Raw genomic sequence first — 14,149 nt, 5'->3', positions numbered from 1 at the left:
GTAATCTGCATGCGCATAAAAGAAGAACATCGGAAAGCCGTATGAGGGAAAACCTCACGTACGGTTTGATGAGGAGGGGCTGAAAAAAAAAAAAAAACTCAGCCCTTTACTCTAGTACTTAAATTAGTGGTTGACAATGAAGGGTGGAAGCTACGAGACAGAGGGTTCTTCCGATCGTTGTTAAAACCAGCTTCTTTTGATTGTAAGTTAGGGGTAAGAAGCTGGTTTTAAAGACGAACGTTCCACTTCTCCAGAATCCCTCTGTCCCTTCGCTAGTTTGGGATGTTGTCAACCATTAATTTAAAAGATAAACCTAATCTCTTTGCACAAAAAAAAGACCGCCAATTGGCGATCTGCTACTCATCTTAGAGTAACTATTATTTTGGATAGGAGTGGAGAGAAACCATACTGTACTTTTATTATATGTATACGCTTCCATTATGTCAACATATTTTTATTAGCGCTTACATTTCCATAGAAAAGGAAGAACTATGTTCTTTTCATACTCCCATGTTATATTAAATGAGCAAGGAGGAGTTACGATGAAAACAATATTAATTGCTGATGATGATACACATATTCGTACCTTGCTTCGCCATGTTTTGATGGAGGAAGGTTATTTAGTGATTGAAGCAAAGGATGGACAAGAAGCGCTGACTAAAATGAAGTCAACGATGATTGACCTTGCAGTGCTTGATGTAATGATGCCTCATGTGGATGGGTTGGAGTTATGTCAGCACATTCGAGATACTTATGACATTCCAATTATTTTGCTGACTGCGCGTGATGCGCTAAGTGATAAGGAACAAGGTTATTTACGGGGAACGGATGATTATTTAACAAAGCCATTTGAGCCAGAAGAATTGTTGTTTCGTATAAAAGCATTGTTTCGCAGATACCTAGTACCTTCACAGGACAAAATTGTGTTAAATCAGGTCGTGATTGACCGCAAAAATTATGAGGTAAGTGATGGGGCCAATATGCTATTGTTGCCTACAAAAGAATTTGAGCTTCTAGTCCAGCTTGCTTGTTATCCGGGTAGATTATTTGCGCGTAGTGAACTGATTGAGCTCATATGGGGCGCTGATTATGAGGGAGATGAGCGGACAGTTGATGTGCATATTAAACGCCTTCGTAGTCGCTTTAATCAATATGAGGACAGCTTTATGATTCGAACGGTACGAGGGATTGGCTATAAGCTGGATTTGGTGAAGTCATGAAATCTTTATATTTTAGAATGTGTATTGCCTTTACAGTCGTTATAGCCATTAGCTGTGTTTTGTCCTTTTTAGCCTCGAATGCGTATTATCAGTGGAAAATAAAGCCACAAAATGATACTAAGCTGACAGGGATGGCCACTGAGATGCGTACTTTTATTGAAGGACATCAAACTGGGATCGCTGATTACTTAAACAGTGTAGGCAAGCTAGGCTACAAAATTTATATGGTTGATCAAAATGGAAATGAACAGTTTTATGGTCATCAATTTCGCAATTATAATTTAGCTAAAGATGTAATTACTAATGTTTTAGCAGGTGAAACGTATCATGGCGTAGGTAATTATTCTAAAAATGCACTAATTACAGGTTTTTTTGATAATGAGCTAGTTAATTCAATTGGTGTGCCTGTTAAAATTAGTGGCGAGTCGCATGCGATGTTTATACGTCCAGATGCGGAGGTGCAATTCGGGGAGCTGAGGATCTTTTTTGCAATGTTGCTAGGACTTGCGATTCTATTTAGCTTGCTGTTTGTTATGATTATTACATTGCATATTGTTAGACCGATTACGCGCTTGTCTAAAGCGACACAGGATATTGCCAAAGGCAGGTTTAATGTGAAGGTTGAAACACGAAGACGAGATGAAATCGGACAACTTGCACACCAGTTTAACCGTATGAGTCAAGAATTGGGACGAAGTGATAAGGCAAAACAGGAGTTTGTAGCCAATGTGTCTCATGAAATTGAATCCCCACTTACCTCGATTCAAGGTTTTGCGCATACGTTAAAGGACAATACGCTAAGTGGCGAGCAACAGCAGCATTATTTATCTATTATCGAGGACGAAAGTAAACGGCTTTCTATGCTAAGTAAGCAATTGCTAACGTTATCCTCATTAGATCATGCTGGGGAGGCATTACGTATTGAAAGCTATGATTTGCGTGCTCAGCTTAGAGCAGTGATTCAAGTGCTAGAATGGAAGCTTACACAAAAAGAGCTGGCGATTAAGCTAAGTGTGCCTGAATTGCATATTCAAGGTGATCAAGAGCTATTGTATCAGGTATGGATGAACCTAATTAGTAATGCGATTAAATATACTCCGTATGGAGGCGAAATATCAGTTTCAGCAACACTAGAAAATGAAAAATATGTGATCAATGTTAAGGATAATGGGCAAGGAATCGCAAGTGAGCATCTTGCTCATATATTTGATCGCTTTTATAAAGTAGATCAGGTTCGCTCACGTGAGGGCAATGGGGATAACAGTACAGGGCTAGGACTTGCCATTGTGCAAAAGATCGTCCACCTACATCAAGGGACGGTTGAGGTATGGAGTAAGGAGGGGGAAGGAACTACGTTTGTTGTTACCTTGCCAACCAACCCAAACTAGCGAAGAGACAGAGAGATTCTGAAGATTGTCTCTGAAAATCCACTTCCATTCATAAATATACTTCAATAATAGGAAGTTGATTTTAACAACAATCGTAAGAACGCTCTGGAGCGTAGCTCCCCCTCCCGTCGTTGGCAAGTACTGATTTATAAATAGAATCCCATTTGTAATTGATTATTCATATTCCGTTCACACACCCCTCTTACACTGTGATTATACAGAAGGAGGGGATTTTTATGTTTCTTGCCTGGCGAGAAATAAGGCATTCAAAAATGAAGTATGTATTTATTTTTACAATTATGTTTCTAGTATCCTTTTTAGTGCTATTTGTGACGGGTCTAGCTAAGGGCTTGTCTTATGCGAATACGTCAGCATTAGAGCAATTTCCTACACACTACTATTCTATTCAAGATGATGCTGATCAAACTTTTAGAAGATCACAACTAGGTGAAAAGGATTTACAGCAAATACAAGATTTGATTGGAAAAGATAAGGTGTCCCCACTTGGGGTTCAAACCAGCACGGTTACAGTTGAACAGTTAAATCGTAAGCAGGATGTTACCTTTTTTGCAATTGATATGAAAGGGGCTTTGGCACCTAAAGTAACAGAAGGTCGTATCCCTAACGATGGAGCAGGGGATGGAGAAGGAACAAGTGGAGAAGTGATTGTGGATAGTAAGCTAGCAAATGAAGGCTTAACACTTGGAAGTCAAATTACAGATCAAATGTCAGGGCGTACCTTTACCATTGTAGGCTACACTAAAAATCAATCGTATAGTCATATGCCTGTCGTCTTTGTTTCCTTTTCGGATTGGAAGCTGATGAAGGGATCCAACGGACAAAAGTCGATAGAAGAGACACCTTTGTATAACGTATTTGCTTTAGATATCGATAAGGAGCAAGTGGAGCAACTTAACACAGAACTGAAAGGACAAGAAATCATTACACAAAAACAAGCGATTGCAAATATTCCTGGATATGCAGGCGAGCAAAAGTCGTTAACGATGATGATTGCATTCTTATACGTCATTGGAGCGTTAGTTTTAGCGGTTTTCTTTTATGTCATTACGATGCAAAAAAGCAGTCAATTTGGCATTCTAAAAGCGATGGGTACCAAAACCTCCTATTTAGCGCGGAGTGTGCTTGGGCAAGTGTTTATTTTATCTTTACTTAGCTTAATGGTAAGTTTATTACTTATTTGGGGCATTACACTCATTTTACCATCCACGATGCCATTTAATTTAGACGCTAACGCCGTAGGGACGAGTTGTGTATTGTTATTAGTCATGTCCTTGTTAGGTGCAGTAGTGTCGGTATTTAGAGTAGCAAAAATCGATGCATTGGTTGCGATTGGAGGCGGAGAAGGATGAGTATAAAGCTGAAAATGAGCGGTGTAACTAAAAGCTATGGTGATGGTGACAGTACATTATCCGTGTTAGCTGGTTTAGAGCTTGAGGTGCGGGAAGGTGAGTTTGTCGCAGTATTAGGTCCTTCAGGTTCAGGCAAAAGCACCTTTTTATCAACTGCGGGTGCATTGGTGACACCAACGAGTGGAGAGATTAAAATTGATGGTGAAGCAATAGGCTTAAAAACAAAGCAACAGTTATCTGATTTGCGACTTCATAAAATTGGCTTTATGTTTCAGAGCGCACATCTGATTCCTTATCTAAAGGTAGAAGAACAGCTACTATTTGTTGCTAAGCTGGCAGGAACGGAGCAAGCAATGGCTAAACAGCGTGCACAAGAGCTACTGACACGTTTAGGCATGTGGGAACGGCGGCATTATTACCCAGAGAAGTTATCTGGTGGTGAAAAGCAACGGGTTGCGATTGCTAGAGCGTGGATGAATAATCCAGCAATATTGTTAGCTGATGAGCCTACTGCGAGCTTGGATTATACAAGAGGAAGAGAAGTCGTGAAAATGATTGCTGATGAGGTGCAGTTGGAAGGTAAGGCAGCAGTGATGGTGACGCATGATGAGCGAATGCTAGAATGGTGTCATCGTGTGCTTTATTTGAAGGATGGTAAGCTTATAGATCAAGGTTAATTTTAAGATTAAATGATTAAATGATATTATAGGTATCCTAAACGTAAGAAGCGATTGCGTTGGGGTACCTTTTTGTGATTTGTCAAAAACCGCAACTATAGACGAAAAAATGCGTATGAAAAATATCACCAGGCTGCTGTCTTTTTCCTTTAGTTTGCTCAAAGGGGTTGTCGAAGTTTGGCTTGTATGAAACAATACAAGGTAAGGAAGATTAAGGGTTTTAAGCTGTAGTACGCTACTTTTAAGCAAAAAGACTTACGAATTGGAGAGGTATAATTTATGAGGTTTTTGAAGACGCAACATTGTTTTAAAATTTTGTTAGCTTTTACGTTATTGATTTGGGGGATGCCTTTGTCAGCAAGTGCTGACAGTAAAGTCGACAATTTAAGTAATACGACGACAAATACGGCACTTAATACGATCCCAGCGATTCAAAGCTGGAGTAGTGTAGTAGGGCATTATGAATTTGATTCTAATGTGAGAATTGTGGTGCAGGAACGTTACGCAGATCAATTATCCCCGATTGCAACAACACTTACACAAGACTTACGTGCCTTAACTGGACTTGAAATTCCAGTCATTAAGGGAAGCAAAGGACAAAAAGGCGATATTATTTTGACAATGGGTGCAAACGAAGCCCAATTTGTTCATGATGGTTATAACATGGTGGTATCAGATACTGTTGAAATTAATGGACAAAACTCTTCTGGCGTTTTTTATGGCACTCGCACTTTATTACAATTATTAAAGCAAAGCTGGGTAATTCCACATGGAACTGCTAAGGACTGGGCAGTTTATCCAGAACGCACCTTTATGTTAGATAATGGACGTAAATTTTATTCCATGGACTTTTTAAAAAATACAATAAGAGAAATTTCGTATTTGAAATACAATTATTTCCACATGCATTTTTCCGATAATGAAGGTTTTAGAATCGAATCAGATCAGCATCCTGAAATTGTATCCAAAGATGGCTTTCTAACGAAGGAGCAAGTAAAGGAATTAATTGAATTTGCAGCCCAATACAACATTACAATTATTCCGGAAATCGATATGCCAGGCCATATGGGGCAAATTTTGTCCCAACATCCAGATTTACAGTTAACTGATATAAATGGTGCAAAGAAAAGCGACTATATCGATCTTTCTTTAGATAAATCTTATACATTGTTACAAGAGATTTTAGAGGAGTATTTAGCCCTATTCCCTGGCCCGTATTTCCACATTGGCGCAGATGAATATTTGCGTGATGATAAATATGCACAATATCCGCAAATGCATGATTATGCTATTAACCATTATGGTGCAAATGCAGAGCCAAGAGATACGTTTCTTGGATTTATTAATTGGGCAAATGATATTATTCAAAAGGCAGGAAAAACGACAAGAATATGGAATGATGGCTTACAGGATAGCAAGATCACTCCAGTAAGCACGCAAATTCAAGTACAACATTGGACTAATAAATATTTATCTCCACAAGAGCTTATTGAACGTGGCTACACTTTAATTAATGCCAATTCAAAGGCGACCTATTATGTAATGGGTATGCTACAATCGAGACCAGATAACAAAGCAGTGTATGAAGGTTTTACGGCAACAACGTTTAGAGATGGTACGAAATTAAAAGAGCGTCACCCTCAGTTTCTTGGCTCTAGCTTGCAGGTGTGGGCTGATTTCCCTGATGCGGAAACTCCCGAGCAGGTTGTATTAGGGACAGAATCAACGATGCGCATTATCGCTCAAAAGAACTGGGGATCACCGCTGTTAACCCCAACTTATACTGCCTTTATGCCAGTGATTGGTGCTGTAGGTAATGCACCAGGCTATACAGGGGATAACGGTTTTGTGAATAACAACAATCTGATGTTAAATAAAAAAGCGACCTCATCCAAAAATGAAAGCAAATTACTTACCGCGGATAAAGCGATGGATGGGGAAGGGTACAATACGCGTTGGAGTAGTGGTCCAGTACAAACAGCATGGCTTCAGGCTGATTTAGGTGGATTTTACGACATCAATGAGTTGGCAATTCGTTGGCATGAGCAAGCGTATGCTCAATCCTTCCGTGTTCAGACTTCAATGGATGGAAAGACGTGGAGTAACGTATATAGCACTACAGCAGGTAAAGGTGGCGTGGAGAGAATCCAAGGCTTAGCTTCAAAAGGACGTTATATCAGATTAACAGGTCTAGTCCCTGCTGATTCTAACCTAGGTTATTCTATTTATGAGATACAGGCTTATGGCAGCTCACCTGACCTTGCATTAGGGAAGGCAGCTAAAGCTTCTTCGATCGAGAAAAAGACAAGCTTCTCAGGGGAATTAGTGACAGATGGACGTGCGAATACCCGTTGGAGTAGCGAACAAAGTGATAAACAGTGGGTACAAGTGGATTTAGGGCAAGCTTATCGTATCGAAGGGTTACAGCTGAATTGGCAAAATGCATATGCAAAAGCATATCAGATTCAAGTTTCTGATGATGCGAAAACATGGAAGAACATCTATAGTACAAGCGCAGGTAAAGGTGGCGTAGAGCAAATTAAGGCGTCAGGCACCGGACGTTATGTGCGTTTGAATGCTACGAAGCGTGTAAATGCAAAATGGGGTTACTCCTTATTTAATATGCAAGTATTTGGCTCAGATTTAGCTAAAGGAAAAGCAACAACTGCTTCCTCTAACTCAAATGTAAGCACAAAGCCAAGCTTTGCGACAGATGGCAATGACACTACATTATGGACAAGCTCAGCTGAGGAAACAAAATGGCTACAGGTTGATTTAGAGGCAAAAACCAATATGAATAGAATCGTGTTAGATTGGGGGAAACTTGCTCCTACAGCATATCAGCTTCAAATTTCGAATGATGGAACAAGCTGGACCACAATCTTTAATGCAAATGATAACGATCGTAGTATTAACGACATTAATAATTTAAGCTTGAATGCTCGATATGTACGGGTAGTCAGCAATGATGAGCAGACCATTTCGTTACGTAGCTTGCAGGTCTTTGGGCAATAAGTTTGTATTGTATGCTGGTATAATTCAAAAACGCCATTAAATAATTTATTTAGTGGCGTTTTCCTTGTTAGGTTCTGTACATTAGGTTTTGTTAGTTATATCTGATTGTGCTTAAACTTATTAAAGAAAGGTATCCTTGATTTCGTCTATAGGGTCCCATTGTGACCATGCTGCTTCGATATAATTTCCTTCAGGATCTCTAAAATAAAAGTATTTAGCTTCACCGTCTCCTAATGTGTGTATGGCTTCAACGGCAACACCTTTATCTTTTAAGATCCGGTACGTATTTTCGATATTAGGACAATTCATAGTTAGCACTGGAAAACGGGTACCATTACGAATAATTTCTAATGGCTTAGAATCAGCTGTCTCAATAAGAACGAGAGCAATTGCATTTTTATGAGGATATTGCATTACAGCAATAAAGGAGCCTCGATCCATAAATTTTTGACTTAGTTGCAGACCAAGGTAGCTGCTATACCAACTTATAGAGTCATTAATATTTGTTGTTGGTAAGTAGTGATAACCTATTCTAGTAAATGGTAGCTCATTCCCCATAATATCCACCCTCCTAAATGATAGATTAAATTCAAAATAAAGGTTTTAGAACAGTTAGATTATATGTAAATGACAATTTAGTGTCAATTTTTCAGCGCTGTTTTTTACAAAATTAAGAAAATGTTAAGATTGCTGAGGTTCAGGTAATGAGATCCCTAGTAGATGAAGCTCCTGAAGGATACATTGCATGTGGTAGTCCACAACAATATCTTGTGTGGAAGTGTCTAAGGATTGAACTTGGGTTAAAAATGATTGTACACCTGGGTCGCCATGTAGACGTTGGATCATACGCATATGTGCATATATATGATTAATAATATCAATTTCCTCCTGGATTTGATTCATTAATGAGGACAAGTCTTTTTTTAAATGAAACTCTTCTTTACAAAGTGCAAAATGCTTTTCCAGGTTGCTGATCCCTTTTTTAAGATCCTTTATCCCACTATTGTTGCTTTCAAATAGAACTTGGTTAGAGATATCTATTAAATCTTTCATCAATGCTTTTCGTGCAATATGAAGATTAAATTCATGCTTAGGTGGAAAGATGAGGTAATTGACAAGAACGGCTACACTCACACCAATCAGCGTATCAAAAATACGGTTGATTCCATAATAGAAAGAGCTTTCACCAGGATTAAGGTTTAACATTATCGCCAAAAATACGATGCTAGCAATGGAAATAGACTTGTTCCATTTCAGTAAATTACATATATAGATGACAAGGACGATACCCATTGCACAAAATAAGGCATCATGAGGCTTAATCCAAGCAAATATAAGCCCTACTCCCGCACCAACACAAGTGCCCATCATTCGGTTACGTCCTGCAGTGTAGGAATTAGTTACAGAATTCTCCATCGAGATAATCGTGGCTATAGCCGCATAAAAAGGATACTCCAGCTTCAATAAAGCTGAAATCATGACTGTAATAAAAATAGCAATCGCTGTTTTTATATTTCTCATCCCAATTGTATACTTCATCTGTACTCATCCTCTCGGTATTTCCACGTTCCCTATTATACATCACAAATATATTTTTGAAATGAATATAGTTCTAAAGCACTATCATTTTTGGTGATATCGTCATATTGTCCCAACTTGGACTATGAAAGTGAATTGGTGATAATTACTATGGTATAATAATCAACAGTTTGACAAATAATAAAAAATTTACATAGAGAACGCAACTTTTTATGCCCGAATCGGTACTATTAATAGGGATCGAAACGGGAAGAAGTAGGTAAAAAGGGGCGAGGAGGATCGCACTTACAATGACCGATTCCCAATTAATACATGAAATTAAAGAGGGAAATATAGAGCTTTATTCTGAATTGATGCGGCGCTATCAACGCAAAATTTTGGCCTTTATCTATCATATGCTCAAAAGCGCTCAGCTAGAGTTGTTTGCAGAGGATCTGTGCTCAGAAACTTTTTATAAAGCTTATCGGAGCTTACACTCCTTTCGAGAAATAGATGCTTCATTTTCAACCTGGTTGTATACGATTGCAAGAAATACAGTGCTGAGTGAGCTACGTAAACAACGAAGTGTAAATGTTCCGCTTGAAGAAAGTGGATATGTTCCTGTTGCCTCTAGTGATATTGTACCTGAGCAGGCATTGCTTCGTAGGGAAAAGGTGAACAAGGTGCGTGAAGCAATTAATAAGCTACCGGAAAAGCAACGCGCTGCTCTCATTTTACGTGAATATGACCAAATGGATTATCAAGAGATTGCGACGATTTTAGGACAAAGTGTAAGTGCTGTGAAATCTTTAATTTTCCGAGCACGCTGCAGTGTTAAAAATCAGCTTGAGCCCTATTATTATGAACCTGTCTTTGAGCAATACGAAGGGATGAAGAGCAAATGAATTGTGATGAAACACGAGAGTTATTTGGATTGATTTCGGATTTACCTCCTGATCATCCAGAGCGTGTAGCATTTGATTGGCATATTATGAGTTGTGAATCTTGTGCGGCTGAATATGCAATTTGGCAGGAGAGTCTCGAAATCATTCAAGATTATGCTCATGAAGTGACGTATGAACAAGGTGAAGCGATCAATCGCTCAGTAATGGCACGTATTTTTGCAGAACGTGATTTATTAGCTGACGCTCTAGAAACAGGGACACCAACAGCTAGAGGTTTTAGAAGTCGTCTGGCGATGTGGGCAGCAGGATGTTTTATTGTATTTATATGTAGTTCATTATTTTTTGTTTTTAGTAACTCTACAGGACAAAGTGATAACATTACTAGCCAAACCGGCATTCTTCCCGCTGCGGTTGCAACTACAGGTGTAGATTCTACTGGAGCTATTTCTGTAAATTTATCTAATGTATCAAGGGGCATTGTTGCACCATTTGTTGCACAAATTGGACCAACCTATCCCCAATATTGGATGATTTTATCCCTTGCAGGTATGGGGTTAGTTTTATTCTCATGGAAAGGCTTGCGCCGAATAAAAAAATAAAGAGTTCAAGTCTACATAAGCAAAGTAAATGAGGGAATCCTTCCTTAATACTTTGCTTTTTTAAATCACTTTATAAGCTTAAGACTTTCATATATGTTGATTTTTGATATAATGCTTAATAAAAAAGGGAGGAATATCACATGATTGTTGGATTGATACGACATGGCATTACAGATTGGAATGTCGCAGGAAGGATTCAAGGACAAAGCGATATCCCTCTAAATGATGAAGGCAGAGCACAAGCACAACGATTAGCAGCTCGACTGAAGCAAGAGGATTACAAATGGGATTTTATAATTACGAGTGGACTATCCAGAGCCCAAGAAACTGGAGAAATTATTGCTAAGGTATTAAATATTCCTGTGTATGAGCCTGATCAACGAATTAGAGAGCGTTCCTTTGGTTTAGCTGAAGGGCTGACTGCCGAAGAGCGTGAATCAAAATGGGGGAAACAATGGGACACCTGTGACCTTGGTCAAGAGAGCAATGTGGAGATACAGAAAAGAGCTTTAGCGTTTATGCAGGATTTAGCTCACAAGCATCCCGATGCTAACATTTTAGTGGTGTCACATGGTGCTTTTTTAGCTCAGCTCTACAATGCGTTATATGACAATCGATATACAGAGCGGCTTGGCAATCTATCCTTAACCATTTTGGAAAAGCAGGAGAAAGAGTGGGATTTGTTACTTTACAATTGTACTCGTCATTTGGAAGAAGCAGAAACTCATTAATATGAAAAGCGGAATTGCATAGTAAGCAGGGACATCTTTAGCTGTTCCTGTTTTTTTGTGTTTTCTTACATCTCTTGTTAAAGTGCAGAAAAGTACATGCTTTTTTTGTTAAAAGTGGAATAAAAGTTGTATATTTTCCCATAATGATAGTAAAACAGCGAGGCGGTAAAACATGAAATTAGCGGATATGCTTTCTTTTGCCGATATCGGACAGCTAAATCGAATTGCTTCACATTATGAATGTGAATGTAATCCTAATTCCAAACATGAATTAATTCAAAATGTGTTGCAGGTGCTTGGGCAAAGGAAATATGTTGAACACTATGTTGCTGAGATGAGTATAGAGGACATTCGTTTTTTGAACTCTCTTATTTTTGATTCACGCCGACATTTTACATTAGAGGAGTTAATTGCGTTTGCTGTACAATCTAAGTTCACAGATGCAGATAAAGGAAAAGAAAATCCAAGGGATGTAATTACTCGCTTTAGAAAACGCGGGTGGTTGTTTCAAGGCGCAACCCAACATACCCGTTATGCCTTTTCGGTTCCTGAGGATTTAATTGATCGTTTTAAAAATGCACTAAAACAAAAATTGTATGCAAATATTAAGCAAATGAAATCTGACATTCCTGTGTACAGGGAGGAAATTGGCTTAATGTCAGATGACCTGCTCTTATTTTTGCGATATGTCAGTGAGCATCAACTCCCACTCAATAGTGAACAGGCAATCTATCGTCAGCATCAAGCCCAATTAATGGAGTTATTTCATGTCAGCGAGCCGCTAGTGGGCAAAGGTTGGCGTTTTGGTTATGGGCGACATTTTAAAGACTACCCTAGTCGGTTTTCGCTTCTTTATGATTACGCATTTGCTGAAAAATTAATTCGCGAGGAAGCAGATCGACTGCAAATTTCGTCATCAGGTAGCAGCTATTTACAAAATAATGAATCAACTGGCATGATACGCTTTGCTGAATTATGGTTAAGAATATATAAAGGTCCAATTCCTAACCTGCATTCCCTACTGTATTGGACGCTTGCCTACAGTAGCAACTGGATTCATCTCGGCTCGTTATTTGAACAGATTGAGCCGCTAATTAAACCGTTTTATTATGACACATCTGCCTCAATTTTTGAAGAAAGAATTGTGCGTATGCTTTTACATCTAGGGGTACTGCGACTTGGCGAAGATGAGCTTAAAGAACGTTACATACAAATTACACCAATAGGTCAAAGTCTAATTCATAGCCTGTACAACAAGAAGTAGGCAAACACACTTTCAATCAAATGAGGGGCGATTATCTACTCGACAAATGCTTATGGTGAATATGCTTTAGTACATTCACTTTTAAATTACAGTTTGGAGGTGCATCCTATGGATAAAATGAAGGTTACTTATGAAGTGATGCTTGGCTTGGCAGCGGAAATGATATGGGATGAGGCACTACGTAGACATCGCTGTCAGCAAATATACGATGAGATTGATCTGGCTTTAGTCAAAGGCGATGAAGCCGCCTTCCGGCTCCTGACGGATGAACTGAAAACATTGGAGAAGTAGTTTTAAGGAAGATTACACATTATCGAAACAACAAAAATTAGTTTAACGTATAGCCCGAAGACTTAAATGAGCCTTCGGGTTTTATTATGTACATAGTGATATCAGTCACAAAGTCCACTTCCAGTATTATATATAATGATGTTGATAATGATTATCAACTTATTTAGATATTATTTAGATATAAAAAACTGGATAGGGGGATCAACCTTGAAATTTATTTATATTGGGTTAGGTTTTTTGTTTTTTGGTCTAGGTGCAGTTGGTGTTGTTCTGCCAGTGTTGCCAACCACACCTTTTTTATTGTTAGCTGCTTTTTTCTTTGCAAAAGGTTCAGCACGTTTTAATACTTGGTTTTTGTCTACAAAGCTATATAAAAAATATTTACACGAATTTATACAACATCGAGAAATGTCGCTCAAATCAAAAATTAGCATTTTATCCTTTGCGTCTACCATGCTTATTATTGCATTTATATTAACCGATCTACTTTTTCTTCGTATTTTCATAGGACTTGTCATTATTTATAAATACTATTTTTTTGTTACGAAAATTAAAACGAAACGAGAAGTAACCTCATGCGCTTAAATCGAATAGACACTGAGAAAAGAGTGTTGAAAACGATGGTTGAGGTTTACTGTAGAGGTCAAAAACACGAGAAACACGAGGAACATGAGAAGTTGGAGAGAAAGTCCAGCTTATGTGACGAGTGCCAAAGCCTAGTTCGGTACGCATGGAAGAGATTAGATCATTGTCGATTTGGTGAGTAAAAAACGTTCTGCGAGGATTGTCCTGTCCATTGCTATAGCCCTAATATGCGAACACAAGTGAAACAAGTGATGCGATATTCTGGTCCAAGAATGCTAATCTATCATCCTATTATTGCAATCAAGCATATGTTTAAAAAATAAAGCTAAGTTTAAGTGTCTCTATTTAAAAATTAGTACTTGCTACCTTCCGAGAAAGCAGCTACGGTGCAGAGGGTGGCTTCGACCCCTGTTACAGCCTGATTTTCTTGAATTAGATTTTATCGGTTGAAAAACAGTCTGTAAAGGCGGACGTGTTCACTTCTCCACCATCCCTCTATCCCTTCGCTATTTTTGCTTCCTCTCTACATATAATTTATATTTTTAATTTGAACTATTACCAATTTGAAATTAAAATTTGGTAAAAT

Annotated in this window: 13 protein-coding genes and 1 pseudogene; 12 read left to right on the top strand and 2 right to left on the bottom strand. The window is 38.5% G+C overall.

The window, feature by feature from the left end; genetic code table 11:
• The first annotated feature begins 542 nt into the window (after positions 1–542).
• The 5 genes from J2Z32_RS21730 (at position 543) to J2Z32_RS21710 (ending at position 7,670) form a co-directional block, all read left to right on the top strand.
• Positions 543–1,220: a response regulator transcription factor gene (locus J2Z32_RS21730; RefSeq protein WP_210091304.1), complete on the top strand. Its 678-nt coding sequence runs from the start codon at positions 543–545 to the stop codon at positions 1,218–1,220.
• Positions 1,217–2,608, top strand: a complete 1,392-nt coding sequence (locus tag J2Z32_RS21725; protein WP_210091303.1) for a sensor histidine kinase — start codon at positions 1,217–1,219, stop codon at positions 2,606–2,608. Before J2Z32_RS21730 ends, J2Z32_RS21725 begins: the two co-directional genes overlap by 4 nt.
• A 236-nt stretch (positions 2,609–2,844) precedes the next feature.
• Positions 2,845–3,978 carry an ABC transporter permease gene (locus J2Z32_RS21720; RefSeq protein WP_210091302.1) on the top strand — a complete coding sequence of 378 codons (1,134 nt, stop codon included), beginning with the start codon at positions 2,845–2,847 and terminating at the stop codon, positions 3,976–3,978.
• Entirely contained in the window at positions 3,975–4,655 is a 681-nt protein-coding gene (locus J2Z32_RS21715) for an ABC transporter ATP-binding protein (protein ID WP_210091301.1), read from the top strand. Before J2Z32_RS21720 ends, J2Z32_RS21715 begins: the two co-directional genes overlap by 4 nt.
• A gap of 351 nt (positions 4,656–5,006) precedes the next feature.
• Positions 5,007–7,670, top strand: a complete 2,664-nt coding sequence (locus tag J2Z32_RS21710; RefSeq protein ID WP_210091300.1) for a discoidin domain-containing protein — start codon at positions 5,007–5,009, stop codon at positions 7,668–7,670.
• 120 nt (positions 7,671–7,790) lie between these two features.
• On the opposite strand, the gene J2Z32_RS21705 is transcribed toward J2Z32_RS21710, so the two are convergent.
• On the bottom strand, positions 7,791–8,228 hold the full coding sequence (locus tag J2Z32_RS21705) for a VOC family protein (RefSeq protein ID WP_210091299.1): 438 nt from the start codon (positions 8,226–8,228) through the stop codon (positions 7,791–7,793).
• Positions 8,229–8,351: 123 nt separating this feature from the next.
• Complete coding sequence (locus J2Z32_RS21700) at positions 8,352–9,209, bottom strand: FUSC family protein (RefSeq protein WP_210091298.1); 858 nt, start codon at positions 9,207–9,209, stop codon at positions 8,352–8,354.
• A 290-nt stretch (positions 9,210–9,499) separates the two neighbouring features.
• Here J2Z32_RS21700 and J2Z32_RS21695 point away from each other — a divergent pair, with 290 nt between their 5' ends.
• From J2Z32_RS21695 to J2Z32_RS21665, 7 genes and pseudogenes are all read left to right on the top strand, one after another.
• A complete protein-coding gene (locus tag J2Z32_RS21695; RefSeq protein ID WP_210091297.1) occupies positions 9,500–10,093 on the top strand; it encodes an RNA polymerase sigma factor in 594 nt (197 codons plus the stop codon).
• A complete protein-coding gene (locus J2Z32_RS21690; RefSeq protein ID WP_210091296.1) occupies positions 10,090–10,692 on the top strand; it encodes a zf-HC2 domain-containing protein in 603 nt (200 codons plus the stop codon). Before J2Z32_RS21695 ends, J2Z32_RS21690 begins: the two co-directional genes overlap by 4 nt.
• A 140-nt stretch (positions 10,693–10,832) precedes the next feature.
• On the top strand, positions 10,833–11,423 hold the full coding sequence (locus J2Z32_RS21685) for a histidine phosphatase family protein (RefSeq protein WP_210091295.1): 591 nt from the start codon (positions 10,833–10,835) through the stop codon (positions 11,421–11,423).
• Positions 11,424–11,595: 172 nt separating this feature from the next.
• Positions 11,596–12,687 (top strand): hypothetical protein, encoded by a 1,092-nt coding sequence (locus tag J2Z32_RS21680; protein WP_210091294.1) that lies wholly within the window; start codon positions 11,596–11,598, stop codon positions 12,685–12,687.
• Positions 12,688–12,795: 108 nt separating this feature from the next.
• On the top strand, positions 12,796–12,978 hold the full coding sequence (locus J2Z32_RS21675) for an IDEAL domain-containing protein (RefSeq protein WP_210091293.1): 183 nt from the start codon (positions 12,796–12,798) through the stop codon (positions 12,976–12,978).
• Positions 12,979–13,185: 207 nt separating this feature from the next.
• Complete coding sequence (locus J2Z32_RS21670) at positions 13,186–13,563, top strand: YbaN family protein (protein WP_210091292.1); 378 nt, start codon at positions 13,186–13,188, stop codon at positions 13,561–13,563.
• Positions 13,554–13,886 (top strand): annotated as a pseudogene (locus tag J2Z32_RS21665) (nitrous oxide-stimulated promoter family protein). Before J2Z32_RS21670 ends, J2Z32_RS21665 begins: the two are co-directional and overlap by 10 nt.
• The last annotated feature ends 263 nt before the right edge of the window (positions 13,887–14,149 follow it).

The organism is Paenibacillus turicensis, assembly GCF_017873435.1.
Taxonomy (GTDB): domain Bacteria; phylum Bacillota; class Bacilli; order Paenibacillales; family Paenibacillaceae; genus Fontibacillus; species Fontibacillus turicensis.
Note: the sequence above shows the minus strand (reverse complement) of the source record. Positions and strands in the feature narration are given on the sequence as shown.